The following is a 15,625-nucleotide window of genomic DNA, read 5'->3' as shown; positions in this document are numbered from 1 at the left end:
GGAATTGTGGATAGGTGAAACAATGGAAACAAAAATTAATTAGCAGGCTCAGTTATGGACCATGAAACGCAACGGTAAAACCCTGCTCTTGCCAGTGTTCCAACTGCTCTTTCTGACGGTGGGTCAGCACTTTGCCGGTCCATAAAAAGATATGCTGGCCGGGGAAAAGCTCGGGACGCGGTACTTCTAGCGGCTCAGCCAGCAGGTCGATATGCCAGCCCCGCTGCGACAGTCGCCACGCCTCTAACCACAGCCGGGTGCGATCTTCGCTGCCCCAGCCAATGAGCAGCGCTTCCCTGCCCCCTTTTTTACGCGCATTGATCACGCAAGAGACAGCATGCTCGGTAATAACGCCGTCCAGCAGGCTGGACATGACGCGGGCGGTGTATTGATCGAGGGTCAGACGCTGGCGCACGGGAGTAAGAATGTGGTCGATAAGGTCATCAACGGTATGATCGCGTCCAAACGTTGTGATAGCCGTGCGCAGCTTAGCTGGACGGGCCTGCCGCAGCACGCCCATCATCTCTTCCTGCAGTGTTGCCCAGTCATCATGGGCAACCACCTTGTTGTCTTCCAGCAGCGCCTTCACTTTACTGACCGGGACGCCGCTCTCGATCCAGCGTTTGATCTCTTTGATGCGTTGAATATCTTCTTCGTCGAACTGACGATGACCGCCTTCGCTGCGTTGAGGTTTGAGCAAGCCATAGCGACGCTGCCAGGCACGGAGCGTGACCGGGTTAATACCGCATCGTTCTGCTACATCGCCAATACTATAAAAAGCCATCAACTCCCCTAAACTCAACGCTGCTATGCTCATTTTCGAACGCTATCATTATCTCATAAACCCGCCCGCTTTTCTGGCCATGCTACGGCAGGTATACCGGCAAATTCGGGGCGGGCAAACAGGTAGCCCTGGAACTGTGATATGCCTGCTGACTCCAGCCACATCCACTCTTCAGGCCGCTCAACGCCCACTGCGGAGACCAGAATCTCCAGTGAGCTACAGCATTTAATAATGGCCTGGATTATTGCCTGCCGCGGGCCACTTTTATGTACATCTTTGATCAGGTCGCGGTTGATCTTGATCCTATCCGGCTGAAACTGCGCCAGCAGCAGCAGACCGGCAAAGCCCGCGCCAAAGTGATCGATAGCGACACGGATACCCGCTGCCTTTAACAACCTTACCGCGTCAGTGAACTCGTCGAAGCGTGAAATCACTTCGCTCTCGGTAAACTCTACGATGACCTGCTCGGGAACCAGACCGTTGGCTTCGATCTCCTGAAGCAGGAAATCGACCGCGCCGGGTACCTTCACCAGCGTCATCGGCAGCAGGTTTACCGACAGTGTCCGCTCGCCAATATTCAGCTCGGCCGCCATGGCAAAAGCCACTTTTTTACTGCGTAGGTCAGCCTCGTAGGCCTCATCTCCCGCCAGCCCGGCAAACCAGGCCTCGGGCAGGTCCCCCCCCGGGGTACGCAGCAAGGCTTCAATCGCAACTACCTCACGGGCAAAGGGATCGATCATCGGTTGAAAAGCAAAGCTGCACTCTACCGTTTCATCCACTTCTCGCCTCTCTGCGCGAGAAGCAGCATCGTCCGGAATGAAATCCCAGGCATCTGCAGGTGGAATTTCAAAGTAGTTCTCTTTCTCTCGCTCCTCGACAAAGGTGCGGAAGAACTGCAGCGCACGGTCGTCATAGGTCAGCTGGTACTTTGAAGTGCCTTTATCCAGCACGCGCTGCAGCACATCTTCCCGGTCATACTCTCTTAAATCGAAGAGCTCCATCCCCGACTTACCAAACCGCCGTGACGGCGCGTAGTCACACAGCAGCTCAACGAGGTTGTAGTGGCGGGTATCCTGACAAATAGCGCGGTAGATTTTAAACACGCTCTCTTCCGGCCCTTCCAGCAGCTGGAAGAAGTGAGTCCCGTTAAAAAGCAGGATACCTGTCACCTCGGAGTGACCATTTTTTTGGTTTGCTGCAGCAACCATCTCTTCCAGCATTTTAATCGGTACGTCGTCGCAGAGATGGCTGCGGTAAATAATGGTTGTGAGCATTTTTATTCCGGGAATCGGTGTATGAAAGGCCACCTTAACAAATGTCAGCACGCAGATCCTGTAATGATTGTGCCTGATTTTAAAGACAATCTTCCCCGTGTATAAGTATGCTGCGCTATAAAGAGTACAGCTTTTTGCCATACCTGTACAAGAATTCTCAGAGCAAGTTAGGATTTTTCTGTAAGACGTTGATTATAAGCATATATTAAAATTATCTATAATTAATTACGTAAATTTGTACAGTTTCTATGTACAAGTTTGCACGATTTGTATAACTTTGTACTCGTTATCACAAATTACTGAATTTTACAGGAGTGACATATGCAGCAGAACGGTTTTGTTCCGAACACAGCTAATGCCATTACCCGGTATTTCAATAAAGCTGCACTGCCAAGCCAGCAGGAGACGCTGGGTCAGATTGTGGTTGAAATTTTGAGCAGCGGTCAGAGCCTGAACCGTAAGGCAATTTGCACCAAACTGCTCAGCCGTCTGGAAATGGCTTCCGATGCGGAAGAAGAGAGCCATTACCACACGTTGATTGGCCTGCTGTTTGACCGCTAAGAGTTGGCAAAATCACAGCAACGGGTAGTTAAGTTTTTAAAGTCGCCTGGGGTAGGCTGGTTTTCACGGAAGATAACACGGCCTTAGCCTGGCGCAGACTCATGCCGCGTTTCCATTTCCGGATTTGCGTGGCATCAGAGACGCAGTTATGAATAGAAGTGAACTTGAACGACTAACAGATGAGCTGATTGGAGAAGCCGTCTTATCTCTCCTCAGTGAGAATGGGCCCGTTAACACCAGGTCACTCATCACGAGGTTGCAGTCTATGGAAGCGAAAGAGAAGGATATCCGACGACGTGAGACACTTGGGCGCGTTATCGCGGAAATAAATAATAATGTAAAAGTATCGATGCGGCGCCAGTCCGGACGTGGACAGGAGGATCCTGAGAGCGAACATAAGGACAATGTGTTTCAACTGTTCGGCACTAGCCAGCAAAAGAGCACCAGTAAAAAACACTGACTGCATCCATTTTTCTCACTTTTTAACGGTATAATCCTATGCTTCAGGCTATGCTCCAGCAATCATCAGACCTCTTCGAAACGCTGCCCGATACGGCTCTCTCCGCCTACTTCCGCAATGCGGGCGACGTTCTGGCAGACGAATCGGCGGTACTGGGGACAGTAGTGAGATCGATCCTGGCCTCAGGCGGTCATCTCACTAATAAAGCCATTATCCTGCATCTCATCCAGGCGATCGAAACCACCGATGACGTGGTGAAAAGCGACATTATTCGCAAGACGCTGGAAATCGTTGTCGACCATACAATGGATGATATTTGATTGGCAGGTAGCGTAGTCTGATTAAGCGCAACGCCATTTGGCGTTGCTAGATCTGTCGGGTGGCGACTTCACGCTACCCGCTTAACGCGAATCGATGCCAAATCGTGCCGCTATCTCTTCTACTTCATCTTGCGTTGGTTCTCTCCCCATTGTCGCCGTAAGCCTGGCGGTAACCGCTGTTATCTTATCTTCGCCTGTTAACATAATCTTGGTTATCGTTAAACTCTCCTCACCTTCAGCGCTGCTATCACCGATATAAGTGACACTGTCACTGATGGCAATAGCATGATAGAAAGAGACATCGGCCACGGCATCGGACTTATTAGCTGCATGGCCGTTCAGCCGCTCCTGCTGCCACAGCGGATCCGCTGCATAGCAGCGCTGGTTAAGCGCAATCGCTGCACCAGCCTCACCCTGCACTCTCAGTAGGTTTGACTGCATTATTTCATACTCTTTGCGTTCAACTTCATGGCTGAAAATGGCAGTAAGGGAGGTTTCTGGTCCGCAGTTAACCTTCATTAGCGGCTGGCCCATGAAGTTATAGACGCGCTCATTGCCATCCTGTTGCTGATAATAAAAATTCAGAGAGTCGTGAAAGTGAACGTTGTCATCGACAGGCAGCGACAGCGCATGCCTATGGTTTTTCTTATCGATAATAAGCCAGCGGGTGCCGGTATGACGCTGATGACGACGCTGATTCTCAAAGTAGGTCAATGCGGTATGGGTGACGACGCCGTTAGCTTTTGCAACGAACCGGGCCGCGTGTTGATTCTGCCCACGGTAGTGAAGCACCAGCGTCTCCTGCGGAATAACGTGCTCCCAGTTATTATCGCAATCCGCAAACCAGGCGTTAACGGTCGCGCGATACGCAGCGATCTCCCGATTCTGTCGTTGAGCCACCTCCCCGAGCTCTCTCCCGGTCAAGTGGCGTTCGCGTAGGGCTAATGCCTTTGCCTCATTCACAGAGACAGGCGGTAGATGGCCGGTCAGATGTTGATAGATGGCCCTCTTCTTCTCTTCCTGATTCAGCGTGTTGTAAAAGCCGCAAAAGTGCTCGACCTTTTTTATCTGTTCGTTGGTGTCAGGATTGCCGGCAAGCGAAATCACACAGGTGTAGATTTCCCGTTCAGCATGATGATGGTTTTTTGTTAAATCAGACATACCCGTGAACATAGCGCATAACCTCCTCTAAAAAAACGAACACTCTTCCCTCTGTGATTTAGCCCACATTTTAGCCATGAAACCGGTTGCAAGGCAGCGCTTCACTGCTAGCATGAAACCGGTTTCAAACATAAGTCACACACTCATAACCCATAAAAAAGGTACATCAGAATGGCCATTATTAGGGATTACAATAAGTTAGCCAGTGACATTCTTCAGGAGGTCGGCGGGGAAGCGAACATCAGTAGCTTTACCCGCTGCGCCACCCGTTTACGCCTGGTTTTAAACGATACCCCTGCCCAGGCAAAAAGCCGGATCCAAAACCTGCCAGGCGTTATCGCCGTAGTAGAGAGCGGCGGCCAGTTTCAGGTCGTTATCGGCACCCACGTTGCCGACGTGTTCAATGCTCTCTCTGCGCTAATTGGCGAGGATCACGCGGGAGCGACCAATAAGCCGAAAACCCGTTGGCTGGATGCGGTGATCGCCACCATGTCCGCCGTGTTTGCGCCGATTGTCTACATCCTTGCCGCTGCGGGGATTTTACAGGGGCTGCTGATTGTTGTCGGCCTGATCGATGCCGATCTGAAAACTACCGGCACCTTCGCCATCCTCAACTTTATGTCGTGGACGCCGTTTGCCTTCCTGCCAGTGTTTATCGCGATCACCGCCGCGCGCCACTTCAAATGTAACCCGTTTATCGCCGTGCTCTGCTGCTGCGCGTTGATTAACCCCGAGTGGTCGGCCATGGCGGGCCGCATTGCCACCGGAGAGACGATTACCTTCCTGTTTATTCCGCTGGCGAAAACGGTCTACACCTCGTCGGTACTGCCACCGCTGTTCCTGGTCTGGGCGCTCTCCTGGCTTGAGAAGCGTGTCGAGAAAGCCCTGCCGGACGTGGTGAGCGCCCTGTTCACCCCGCTGATCTGCTTTGTGATCATTGTTCCGCTGACGCTGATCGTCATTGGGCCCATTACCACCTGGGCCGCAATGGGCATCGCCAGCGGCTACAACGCCCTGTTTGCCGCCGCACCTGCGGTAGCCGCTGCGCTCATCGGCGGTATCTGGCAGATTATCGTTATTTTTGGCGTCCACTGGGGCATTACCCCGGTGATCATGGCCAACTTCGATACCCAGGGTTACGATTCTTTCCAGGCCTATCAGACCATCGCCGTCATCGGCCAGATGGCCGCCGTTTTTGGCGTCTTCCTGAAGAGCCGCAACCGCGAGCTGAAAACCACCTCCCTGTCGGCGGGCGTCACGGCCATCTTCGGCATTACCGAACCGGCAATCTACGGCGTCACCCTGCGCTTTAAAAAGCCGTTTATCTGCGGCTGCATCGGCGGTGCGGTGGGTGCGGTAGTCGCCAGCCTGTTTGGCTCTCTCTACTATGCCTATGCAGCGCTGCCGGGCCTTTTTACCCTGGTGAACGCCATCAGCCCGGATGCGCCTATGTCCTTTATCGGTGAACTTGCCGGTAGCGCAACGGCTATCGTCCTGACTATTATACTGGTGCAGTTTGTTGGCTTTGACGATCCGGTGGCGGAAGAGACCCTTACCGACGCACCTGAAACCGCCCCGGTCAGCACCACCTCCACCGCAGCGGCGAAGACCCGTCTGGCGCTGAACAGCCCGCTCAGCGGCGAGGTGATCGCCCTGGAAGAGGTAGCTGACGAAGCGTTCTCGCAAAAGGTGCTGGGCGACGGCGTTGCTATTCGTCCCCACGAAGGTAAAGTGGTAGCGCCCTGCGACGCCCGGGTGGAGACGGTGATTGACTCCCGCCATGCCATTGGTCTGGCCTGCGACAACGGCGCTGAGCTGCTGATCCACGTTGGGTTAAACACCGTGAATTTACAGGGCGAGCACTTCCGTCCGCTGGTAAAAGAAGGCGATATCGTTAAGGCCGGTACGCCGCTGCTGGAATTTGATAAAGAGGCCATCGAGCGTGCCGGATACGATTTGACCACGCCGGTGCTGGTGATCAACAGCGATGAGTTTGAGCTGACGAAGCTCCAGTCCGGGGGCACTATTCGTCAGGAGATGCCGTTGATGACCGTCTCCTGACACGCTGTTAACTAACTGGGGAGTGTTATGGTCACGATACTGGATGTCGCCAGGCGAGCGGGCGTTTCAAAAGCCACGGTCTCCCGTGCGCTGAACGGCAAGGTAGTGGTCAGCGAAGAGGTAAAGGCACGGATCTTCAAGGCCATTGAAGAGACGGGATATCGCCCTAACCTGCTGGCGCGCACGCTGGCGACCAGCCGCTCCAACTCGGTGGGACTGGTGATCACCAACGGCCTGTATAACGGGCCGTTCTTCTCCGCCATGATCTACCAGGCGGCGACGTGCAGCGAAGATCTCCAGCGTCAGCTGGTATTGGCCGACGGCAAGCACAGCCGGGAGGATGAGCGTAACGCTATCAACTTCCTGCTGCAGCTGCGCTGCGAGGCGATCATGATCTACCCCAAGTATCTCAGCGTGGACGAGCTGGATGACATCATTGATGAGAGTAGCGTGCCCATCGTGGTGATCAACCGCGAGCTGAAGCGCAACCGCAATAGCTCGGTGTTTGTCGATCACTACCAGGTCAGCATGCGGATGGTGGAGTATCTGCTTGCCCAGGGCCACCGCAATATCGCGTTTGTCGCTGGCGGCGAAGGGTCGCCCACGGGCGACAGTCGTCTTGCTGGCTACCGCGATGCGTTTAAGGCGGCGGGCCTGACCCCTGATGAATCGCTTATCGTCCGCGGCAGCTGGAGCACCGAGAGCGGCTACGAGGCGGGCTGCGCCCTGCTGAAAAAAGACCGGCCGATGAGCTGTGTGCTGGCCGCCAACGATGACATGGCCATCGGCGTCACCAAGGCGATGATTGACCACGGCCTGCGGGTGCCGGACGACATCTCCGTCGCCGGGTTCGATGACTCCATCATTGGCCGCTATTTCACGCCGACCTTGACCACCGTCCATATTCCGATGGATGAGATGATCCGCGATGCGGTGCGCATTCTGCTCTCTCCTGACAGCGACGATAACAGCGTCCCGCAGTCCCTACATGAAGGCTCGCTGATCGTCAGAGACTCCGTGGCTAAGTACAAGCGTTAAAAAAGGCTGCCGTCTGGCAGCCTTTTTGCTTTTTCGCTACTTATTCCACTACTTATTCCGCTACTGGGCGGCACTGACCCGCCAGACGGCGTCGCCCGCATCATCAGCGATAATCAGCCCGCCCTGAGCATCCATCCCCAGCCCGACCGGCAGGCCGCGCACCTGTTTCTGATCGTCAGTTAAGAAGCCTGTGACCACCGGCTGCGGTAATCCCACCGGCTGGCCGTTCTCAAACTTCACCCACATTACCTGGTAGCCGTTGAGCGGCTTGCGGTTCCAGCTGCCGTGTTCGCTGACGAACGCGCCGCCGCGATACTGCGGCATATTATCCCCGGTATAGAACAGCAGGCCGAGCGGCGCGACGTGCGAGCTAATGGCGTAGTCGGGCTTGATGGCCTTCTCGACCAGATCCGGACGCTGAGGCTGGGCGCGCTCATCAACGTGCTGACCAAAGTAGCTGTAGGGCCAGCCGTAGAAACCGTTCTCCTGCACCGACGTCATATAGTCCGGCACCAGATCGGAGCCGATCTCATCCCGTTCGTTAACGATAGCCCACAGCTTGCCGCTCTGTGGCTCCCATCCCAGTCCGGTGGGATTGCGCAGGCCGCTGGCGTAAATGCGGCTCGCCCCGCTGGCGGCATCGACTTCGAGAATGGCTGCCCGGCGATACTCCGCCCCGATGCCGTTTTCGGTAATATTACTGTTCGATCCAACGCCTACGTACAGCTTGCTGCCGTCCGGGCTGGCCAGCAGGGATTTGGTCCAGTGATGGTTGATCGGGCCGCCAGGTAGCTCTGTCACCTCCTGAGCGGGCGCGCTAATAGAGGTTTGCCCCGTTTCGTAGGGGAATTTCACCAGGCTATCGGCATTGGCCACCCACAGCGTACTGCCGATCAGTTGAATACCAAACGGCGAGTGCAGGTTCTCAATAAAGGTATGCTTCTCCCATTTACCGTTAACGTTGCGCAGCAGGGTAATACTGTCCCCGCCTTTCCCCGCCTTGCCGGAGGCGCTCTGCACCAGGCCCATAATCAGCTGTTTGGGTCGCGTGGTCGGTTTCGGCGTGCTGTTTGACTCCGCCACCAGCACGTCATTATTCGGTAAAACGTAGATCTGCCGCGGATGCTTCAGACCATCGGCAATTTTTTCAATCTGTAGCCCGGCGGGGACGGTGGGCTTCTCGCCCTCTTTCCACGGCACGCCTTCCGGGACCTGCATCGGCGGTAGCAGGAAGTTTTGCGCCTGCGGCAGCTCAGGGTTCGGCCCCACCTGCTTTTGCGGATCGACAGTCGCGCCGTTATCACAGGCGCTCAGTAGCGCGACAATCGCCACGCTGAGTAACGCTCGGTTATGCTTTTTCATACGAGCTTCTCCTTAAGCGTTACGCTGACGCAGCGCGAGTTGAACATTCGCCAGCAGCAGCAGGAACACCACCAACGTCGACAGGATGACACCCAGCGGCACCACGGCATAGGCGTCGCGGCTGTGGATGAAGGCATTGACGATCGCCAACAGAATGGCGATCAGGTTAAGCCAGAAATGCAGCTTTACCGGGGAGCCGAAGGTATAGCGACGCCCCACCCAGACCTGCACCAGGTTAATCAGGCGCGGAATAATGGCAATCAGCAGCCCGATCACAATCAGCCAGCTGGCGGCGTCGGTCCACATAATCTGCATGCTTTTGATATAGAGAAGGTCAAAGATCCAGGCGGCGGTAAAAAAACCAAGCGGAATGGGATTAAGTAGCTCATACAGCGCTACGGCAAAGCTCGAACGTCCTGACGCGGTTGGGGTATGCATATCCATCTCCTGAGCCTGTCCAGCGATTAACGGTACGTGTAAAGGTTAGATTATTTTCGCGATATAGCACGATGCCCTCTCTATTTGCGTTAAGGTTTTGCCGCGCGCTAAAGTATTAACAACGTCCACTTGATCTATTTTCTTTTTTATAACCTATGCCTAAGGCATATTTCAGCGTGGCTAAAAAAATATTTCCTGAAGCTACTTTCCGTTATTGCATTGATAGTGGAAAATGCGCAAGCCATAAGAAAAATACAATTCCGATTTATTTATTGCCAGACGCTTGGTTGTGGGGTTATTGATGAAGCGTAACACTCCCGTTACACAGAAAGAGTATTTACTTAACGACGGCATGACGCTTATGTCGACAACCGATACGCAGAGCCATATTTCCTATGCCAACTCGGCCTTTATTGCTGCCAGCGGGTTTGATGAAGCCGATCTGGTTGGCGAGCCGCACAATATTATTCGCCACCCTGACATGCCTTCCGCCGCCTTTGCCGATATGTGGTTTACCATCCTGCAGGGTGAGAGCTGGACGGGGTTAGTGAAAAACCGGCGTCGCAACGGCGATCACTACTGGGTTCGCGCCAATGTGACCCCGGTTTATCAGCAGGAAAAACTCACCGGCTACACCTCCGTCAGAAATATTCCGCCTCGGGAAGAGATTGACGCGAGTGAGAAATGCTACGCGCAAATTAACAGCAATAAACTAAAAGGCTATCGCTTCTATAAAGGCGTACTGGTGCATCGAGGGGCGCTCTCTTTTCTCTCTCTTTTTAAGTGGCTCGCTATTTCCCGACGAATTAACCTGGCGCTGGCTATTCCCGCGCTGGTGATAGCGATCCTGCCCTTTATTTCTCTCCCCGCGCCGGTTCAATCCGCCATAACGCTGATGCTGTTTTTACTTATTGCGCTTTTTTTACAGGCGCAAATTTCGCATCCGTTAAAATTAATCTTAACGCAAATACAAAAAGTGGTATCCGGACGGCGCGCCGATTATTTTCAATTTAATCGCGTCGATGAGATCGGTATGCTGTTGCGCCTTGTGAATCAGTCCGGGCTGAACCTTAACTCTCTGGTTGGGGACGTCACCACCCAGCTGGACGGGATCCGCAAAATCAGCCATCGCATCTCTGAAGAGGGGGAATTGCTCCAGCAGCGTACCGAAGAGACTTCGGCGGACCTGCTTCAGACGGCGGCCGCGGTGGAGGAGATTGCCAGCGCGGTGAAGCAGACGGCAGAGACCGCCGCTGAAGCGATGACGCGGGCAGATGAGACTAGCCGCAACGCAATGAACAGCGGCAATATCATGAAGCAAACCATCACCATGATGCAGTCTGTCTCCCGGGATAACCGGCAGATCGTGGATATTATTGGCGTGATCGACAGCATCGCTTTTCAGACCAACATTCTGGCGCTCAACGCCGCGGTGGAAGCCGCCCGTGCCGGGGAGGCGGGTCGAGGTTTTGCAGTAGTCGCCGCCGAGGTGCGTCACCTGGCCCAGCACTCCGCCTCTGCCGCGAAGGAGATCAAAACCCTGATTGAGCAGAACGTCGCTAACGTCAGCAGCGGTGTGAAGATGGTGGAGAACACCGAGACGCACCTGACGACGATGATCGATAACGTGATCCAGATGTCAACGATGATTAAAGAGATGGGTACCGCTACCCAGGAGCAGACTCAGGCGTTGTCGCTCATCAACGAATCCGTGTCGCGTATCGGCGTCATGACCCACAACAATACCGGCATGGTTGAGCGGGTGACCGACGCTGCCGGGGACCTCTCCACGCGTGCCGCACGCCTGCAACGCGCCGTTCAGGTTTTTGGCGGCGGAAATTAACGTAATTCAACGGTGCAGCACATTTTTTGTTCGCTACGCGCGCTATGCTGCCTGAGCTATGGGATCACGCTTTGCCCGGCCCGCAGCTGCGGGTGGGTCCTTGAAACTATTTACAGAATTAAGGAGTTAGCATGAGAACGAATCGTCAGGCACGTCATATTTTAGGTCTGGACTACAAGCTGTCGAATCAGAGAAAGGTCGTGCGTAGCGACGACGGCAGCGAAAAAGTGGTCACCCACCGCCACGGGCGTCATCGTCGCGCCCAGTAATGCCCTCATCGTTATCCATATCCGCTCCTGCGCCACCGCCCCGGTGGCGTTTTTATTTATAAATATGTTTCAGCAAAGTAACAAGTAATTGCAATACGCATGCTTTATACTTCCCCCGCCGTACTACCTACCCCGTTTGCACGCAGGTAACCGTGCCATCGCCGGGATTAGTTTACCCAGGAGTTTTAGAGATGTTGCTGAAGTACAAGAAAAACCGTTCGCTGTACATCCCCTATGCTGGCCCCGTGCTGCTGGAGTTTCCCCTGCTGAATAAAGGCAGCGCCTTCAGCCTGGAAGAGAGACGCAACTTTAACCTGCTCGGCCTGCTGCCTGAGGTGGTAGAAACCATTGAGGAGCAGGCGGAACGCGCCTGGTTGCAGTATCAGGGGTTCAAAACGGATATCGATAAGCACATCTATCTGCGTAACATTCAGGACACTAACGAAACCCTCTTTTACCGCCTGGTGGAAAACCATCTCGATGAGATGATGCCGGTGATCTACACCCCGACCGTCGGCTCTGCCTGCGAGCGTTTTTCTGAGATCTATCGCCGCGCACGTGGCGTATTTATCTCCTACGAAAACCGCCACATGATGGACGACATTCTGCAGAACGTCTCGGCGCACAATATTAAAGTGATCGTCGTTACCGACGGCGAACGTATTCTCGGTCTCGGCGATCAGGGCATCGGCGGCATGGGCATTCCTATCGGCAAGCTGTCGCTCTACACCGCCTGCGGCGGCATCAGCCCGGCCTATACCCTGCCGGTGGTGCTGGATGTCGGTACCAACAATCAGCAGCTGCTTAACGATCCGCTCTATATGGGCTGGCGTCATCCGCGTATCAGCGGCGACGAATACTATGAGTTTGTTGATGAGTTTATCCAGGCCGTGAAGCAGCGCTGGCCGGACGTGCTGCTGCAGTTTGAAGACTTTGCGCAGAAAAACGCGATGCCGCTGCTTAACCGCTACCGCAACGAGATCTGCTCGTTCAACGACGATATTCAGGGTACGGCGGCCGTGACGGTGGGTACCCTTATCGCCGCCAGCCGCGCCGCAGGCAGCCAGCTGAGCAATCAAAAAATTGTGTTCCTCGGCGCAGGCTCTGCCGGGTGCGGTATTGCCGAGCAGATCGTGGCTCAGACCCAGCGTGAAGGGCTGAGCGAAGCCGCCGCACGGCAAAAAGTGTACATGGTCGATCGCTTCGGCCTGCTGACCGATCAGATGCCTAACCTGCTGTCGTTCCAGAGCAAGCTGGTGCAGAAGCAAGAGAATATTCAACACTGGGAGACCAGCGGCGACGCCATCTCCCTGCTGGACGTGGTGCGTAACGTCAAGCCGGATATCCTGATTGGCGTTTCGGGCCAGACCGGCCTGTTTACGGAAGAGATTATCCGGGAGATGCATAAGTACTGCCCGCGCCCGATTGTCATGCCGCTTTCGAACCCAACCTCGCGTGTAGAGGCAACGCCGCAGGATATTATCACCTGGACCGACGGCAACGCGCTGGTGGCGACAGGCAGTCCGTTCCCGCCGGTGCAGTGGAAAGATAAGGTCTACCCGATTGCCCAGTGCAACAACGCCTATATCTTCCCGGGCGTCGGGCTGGGCGTCATCGCCGCGGGTGCGTCGCGCATCACCGACGAGATGCTGATGGCCGCAAGCGAAACCCTGGCGGAACACTCCCCGCTGCGCACCAACGATAACGGCATGGTACTGCCAGGTCTCGATCAGATCCAGCGCGTCTCTCGCGCTATCGCTTTTGCGGTGGGTCAGGTGGCTCAGGAGGAAGGCGTGGCGGTGAAAACCTCCGTCGAGGCGCTACAGCAGGCGATCGACGATAACTTCTGGCGGCCTGAATACCGCAGCTATCGTCGAACTTCTATTTAATCAGTTGCCCGGCAGCGCTACGCTTGCCGGGCCTACATCCCCTCACCCTCCTTAGTGCTTGCAGACAAGCCATTTGCGAATTATTCTCATAAATCTTTGCAGGATGTGTCTGCGCGGTTGCAACTTTTCCAGAAGTCATTAATCCTGAAGGAGTAATTTCGTTCACTTATCACGCGTTATGTTATGCACTACTCATCTGCATACCTTAAGGAGATAACAATGAAAGCAGCTGTTGTCACGCACGATCATCAAGTAGAAATCACCGAAAAAACCTTACGTCCCCTTCGCCATGGCGAGGCGCGCTTAAAGATGGAGTGCTGTGGGGTTTGCCATACCGATCTTCACGTTAAGAACGGCGATTTCGGCGACAAAACCGGCGTCATTTTGGGCCATGAAGGAATTGGCGTGGTAGAGGAAGTCGGCCCGGGCGTCACGTCGCTGAAGCCGGGCGATCGCGCCAGCGTCGCCTGGTTCTATGAAGGCTGCGGACACTGTGAATACTGTAACAGCGGTAACGAAACCCTCTGTCGTGAAGTCAAAAACGCAGGCTATAGCGTTGATGGTGGCATGGCTGAAGGCTGCATCGTTGTAGCAGACTACGCGGTGAAAGTGCCAGATGGGCTCGATCCCGCTGCCGCCAGCAGTATCACCTGCGCAGGCGTAACGACCTATAAGTCGATCAAGATTTCCCATATCAAACCAGGCCAGTGGATTGCGATCTACGGACTTGGCGGCCTTGGCAACCTGGCGATGCAGTATGCGAAGAACGTCTTTAACGCCAAAGTCATCGCTATCGACGTTAATGATGAGCAATTGAGTCTGGCGTCAGAGATGGGAGCCGATCTGACCATTAACTCCCGAAACGAAGATGCGGCGCAGATCATTCAGCAGAAAACCGGCGGCGCGCATGCTGCGGTGGTCACCGCCGTTGCCAAAGCGGCGTTTAACTCCGCCGTCGATGCGGTGCGGGCCGGAGGACGCGTGGTTGCCGTTGGCCTGCCGCCGGAGTCTATGAGTCTCGATATCCCGCGCCTGGTGCTGGATGGTATCCAGGTCGTCGGATCGCTGGTGGGCACCCGTCAGGATCTGACCGAAGCCTTCCAGTTTGCCGCCGAAGGTAAAGTAGTGCCTAAAGTCGCTTCCCGTCCGCTGGAAGATATCAACGCCATCTTCCACGAAATGGAGCAAGGTAAGATCCGAGGCCGCATGGTGATCGACTTCCGTCGATAAGGTACGCTTTTCGTTATTCAGGTAATATGCCCTTTTCAACGACATAGATGTTATAGCGGACGCAGGATGACGAAGAAAAGGGCAACGCTGATCGGTTTAATGGCCATTGTGCTGTGGAGCACCCTGGTAGGATTAATCCGCGGCGTCAGTGAAGGACTCGGGCCCGTAGGCGGGGCGGCAATGATCTACACCTTAAGCGGCATGCTGCTTTGGGCGACGGTTGGCTTTCCCGCCGTGCGGCGCTTTCCACTTCGTTACCTGCTGGCTGGTAGCGTCCTGTTTGTCAGCTACGAGATGTGCCTCGCCCTCTCCCTTGGCTATGCCGCCACGCGCCATCAGGCCATTGAGGTCGGGATGGTCAACTATCTCTGGCCTAGCCTGACCATTCTGTTTGCGATCCTGTTCAATAAGCAAAAAAGCAATCTGTGGATCGTGCCCGGCCTGCTGCTTTCGATTGTGGGCGTCTGCTGGGTGCTGGGGGGTAAAAGCGGGCTGAACGTTGCCGATATCCGCAACAATATCATCTCCAGCCCACTCAGCTATATTCTGGCCTTTAGCGGGGCCATTATCTGGGCCGCCTACTGTACCGTCACCAGTAAATATGCCGAGGGCCACAACGGCATTACTTTTTTTATTCTGCTTACCGCGCTTAGCCTGTGGGTGAAGTATGCCCTGAGCGAACAGCCGCCGATGATCTTCAGCTGGTCGGTCGCTGTTCAGCTTCTGATGGTGGCCTTTGCCCTCGGGTTTGGCTACGCCGCGTGGAATACCGGGATCCTACATGGTCACGTGAGCGTGCTGGCGGCGGCCTCCTACTTTACGCCGGTGCTGTCGTCAGCGCTGGCGGCAATGCTGCTTAGCGCCCCGCTGGGTCTGGCTTTCTGGCAAGGGGCGCTGATGGTCTGCGGCGGCTCCCTGCTCTGCTGGTACGCCAC

General features: G+C 54.9%; 15 protein-coding genes. 10 read left to right on the top strand and 5 right to left on the bottom strand.

From position 1 onward, the window contains the following. Positions 1-52: 52 nt before the first annotated feature. Positions 53-784, bottom strand: coding sequence for a MerR family transcriptional regulator (locus tag FN633_RS10965; RefSeq protein ID WP_154057738.1), 732 nt, complete (start codon positions 782-784; stop codon positions 53-55). Positions 785-837: 53 nt separating this feature from the next. Next, a complete protein-coding gene (locus FN633_RS10960; protein ID WP_154057737.1) occupies positions 838-2,058 on the bottom strand; it encodes a diguanylate phosphodiesterase in 1,221 nt (406 codons plus the stop codon). Between the two features lie 321 nt (positions 2,059-2,379). Here FN633_RS10960 and ycgZ point away from each other — a divergent pair, with 321 nt between their 5' ends. The 3 genes from ycgZ (at position 2,380) to FN633_RS10945 (ending at position 3,399) form a co-directional block, all read left to right on the top strand. Beyond that, a complete protein-coding gene (gene ycgZ, locus FN633_RS10955; protein ID WP_154057736.1) occupies positions 2,380-2,619 on the top strand; it encodes a regulatory protein YcgZ in 240 nt (79 codons plus the stop codon). 265 nt (positions 2,620-2,884) lie between these two features. Further along, positions 2,885-3,079, top strand: a complete 195-nt coding sequence (locus FN633_RS18625) for a hypothetical protein (RefSeq protein ID WP_425049149.1) — start codon at positions 2,885-2,887, stop codon at positions 3,077-3,079. Positions 3,080-3,117: 38 nt separating this feature from the next. Next, positions 3,118-3,399, top strand: coding sequence for a biofilm/acid-resistance regulator YmgB/AriR (locus FN633_RS10945; protein ID WP_154057734.1), 282 nt, complete (start codon positions 3,118-3,120; stop codon positions 3,397-3,399). 81 nt (positions 3,400-3,480) lie between these two features. Here FN633_RS10945 and FN633_RS10940 read toward each other — a convergent pair whose 3' ends face one another. Continuing rightward, positions 3,481-4,572: a hypothetical protein gene (locus FN633_RS10940; protein WP_154057733.1), complete on the bottom strand. Its 1,092-nt coding sequence runs from the start codon at positions 4,570-4,572 to the stop codon at positions 3,481-3,483. A gap of 159 nt (positions 4,573-4,731) precedes the next feature. Between FN633_RS10940 and FN633_RS10935 the strand changes: the two genes are divergently transcribed. Both FN633_RS10935 and FN633_RS10930 read left to right on the top strand, forming a co-directional pair. Beyond that, a complete protein-coding gene (locus tag FN633_RS10935; RefSeq protein ID WP_154057732.1) occupies positions 4,732-6,621 on the top strand; it encodes a beta-glucoside-specific PTS transporter subunit IIABC in 1,890 nt (629 codons plus the stop codon). A gap of 27 nt (positions 6,622-6,648) precedes the next feature. After that, on the top strand, positions 6,649-7,659 hold the full coding sequence (locus tag FN633_RS10930) for a LacI family DNA-binding transcriptional regulator (RefSeq protein WP_154057731.1): 1,011 nt from the start codon (positions 6,649-6,651) through the stop codon (positions 7,657-7,659). Positions 7,660-7,719: 60 nt separating this feature from the next. On the opposite strand, the gene FN633_RS10925 is transcribed toward FN633_RS10930, so the two are convergent. Further along, positions 7,720-9,021 (bottom strand): PQQ-dependent sugar dehydrogenase, encoded by a 1,302-nt coding sequence (locus FN633_RS10925; protein WP_154057730.1) that lies wholly within the window; start codon positions 9,019-9,021, stop codon positions 7,720-7,722. A gap of 12 nt (positions 9,022-9,033) precedes the next feature. Beyond that, positions 9,034-9,459: a DUF2231 domain-containing protein gene (locus tag FN633_RS10920; RefSeq protein WP_154057729.1), complete on the bottom strand. Its 426-nt coding sequence runs from the start codon at positions 9,457-9,459 to the stop codon at positions 9,034-9,036. A 301-nt stretch (positions 9,460-9,760) separates the two neighbouring features. On the opposite strand from FN633_RS10920, the gene FN633_RS10915 reads away from it, so the two are divergent. The 5 genes from FN633_RS10915 to yddG all read left to right on the top strand — a co-directional run. Further along, the gene (locus FN633_RS10915; RefSeq protein WP_154057728.1) at positions 9,761-11,302 is read left to right on the top strand and encodes a methyl-accepting chemotaxis protein; all 1,542 of its coding nucleotides are present in this window, start codon (positions 9,761-9,763) and stop codon (positions 11,300-11,302) included. Positions 11,303-11,433: 131 nt separating this feature from the next. After that, entirely contained in the window at positions 11,434-11,571 is a 138-nt protein-coding gene (gene sra, locus FN633_RS10910; RefSeq protein ID WP_072015219.1) for a stationary-phase-induced ribosome-associated protein, read from the top strand. Between the two features lie 191 nt (positions 11,572-11,762). Then, complete coding sequence (locus FN633_RS10905; protein ID WP_154057727.1) at positions 11,763-13,460, top strand: NAD-dependent malic enzyme; 1,698 nt, start codon at positions 11,763-11,765, stop codon at positions 13,458-13,460. Between the two features lie 219 nt (positions 13,461-13,679). Then, entirely contained in the window at positions 13,680-14,690 is a 1,011-nt protein-coding gene (adhP, locus tag FN633_RS10900; RefSeq protein ID WP_042391019.1) for an alcohol dehydrogenase AdhP, read from the top strand. Positions 14,691-14,756: 66 nt separating this feature from the next. Beyond that, on the top strand, positions 14,757-15,625 hold an 869-nt coding region (gene yddG, locus FN633_RS10895; protein ID WP_154058910.1), incomplete at its 3' end, for an aromatic amino acid DMT transporter YddG.

The organism is Pseudescherichia vulneris (assembly GCF_902164725.1).
Classification (GTDB): domain Bacteria; phylum Pseudomonadota; class Gammaproteobacteria; order Enterobacterales; family Enterobacteriaceae; genus Pseudescherichia; species Pseudescherichia vulneris.
The sequence above is the reverse complement of the archived record's forward strand: the minus strand, read 5'-3'. Positions and strand labels throughout refer to the sequence as shown.

What these genes read in the sequence shown, in the direction of transcription:
- FN633_RS10965 (WP_154057738.1), bottom strand. Translation starts at nt 784, where the DNA reads ATGGCTTTTTATAGTATTGGCGATGTAGCAGAACGATGCGGTATTAAC.
- FN633_RS10960 (WP_154057737.1), bottom strand. Translation starts at nt 2,058, where the DNA reads ATGCTCACAACCATTATTTACCGCAGCCATCTCTGCGACGACGTACCG.
- ycgZ (WP_154057736.1), top strand. Translation starts at nt 2,380, where the DNA reads ATGCAGCAGAACGGTTTTGTTCCGAACACAGCTAATGCCATTACCCGG.
- FN633_RS18625 (WP_425049149.1), top strand. Translation starts at nt 2,885, where the DNA reads ATGGAAGCGAAAGAGAAGGATATCCGACGACGTGAGACACTTGGGCGC.
- FN633_RS10945 (WP_154057734.1), top strand. Translation starts at nt 3,118, where the DNA reads ATGCTTCAGGCTATGCTCCAGCAATCATCAGACCTCTTCGAAACGCTG.
- FN633_RS10940 (WP_154057733.1), bottom strand. Translation starts at nt 4,572, where the DNA reads ATGTTCACGGGTATGTCTGATTTAACAAAAAACCATCATCATGCTGAA.
- FN633_RS10935 (WP_154057732.1), top strand. Translation starts at nt 4,732, where the DNA reads ATGGCCATTATTAGGGATTACAATAAGTTAGCCAGTGACATTCTTCAG.
- FN633_RS10930 (WP_154057731.1), top strand. Translation starts at nt 6,649, where the DNA reads ATGGTCACGATACTGGATGTCGCCAGGCGAGCGGGCGTTTCAAAAGCC.
- FN633_RS10925 (WP_154057730.1), bottom strand. Translation starts at nt 9,021, where the DNA reads ATGAAAAAGCATAACCGAGCGTTACTCAGCGTGGCGATTGTCGCGCTA.
- FN633_RS10920 (WP_154057729.1), bottom strand. Translation starts at nt 9,459, where the DNA reads ATGCATACCCCAACCGCGTCAGGACGTTCGAGCTTTGCCGTAGCGCTG.
- FN633_RS10915 (WP_154057728.1), top strand. Translation starts at nt 9,761, where the DNA reads ATGAAGCGTAACACTCCCGTTACACAGAAAGAGTATTTACTTAACGAC.
- sra (WP_072015219.1), top strand. Translation starts at nt 11,434, where the DNA reads ATGAGAACGAATCGTCAGGCACGTCATATTTTAGGTCTGGACTACAAG.
- FN633_RS10905 (WP_154057727.1), top strand. Translation starts at nt 11,763, where the DNA reads ATGTTGCTGAAGTACAAGAAAAACCGTTCGCTGTACATCCCCTATGCT.
- adhP (WP_042391019.1), top strand. Translation starts at nt 13,680, where the DNA reads ATGAAAGCAGCTGTTGTCACGCACGATCATCAAGTAGAAATCACCGAA.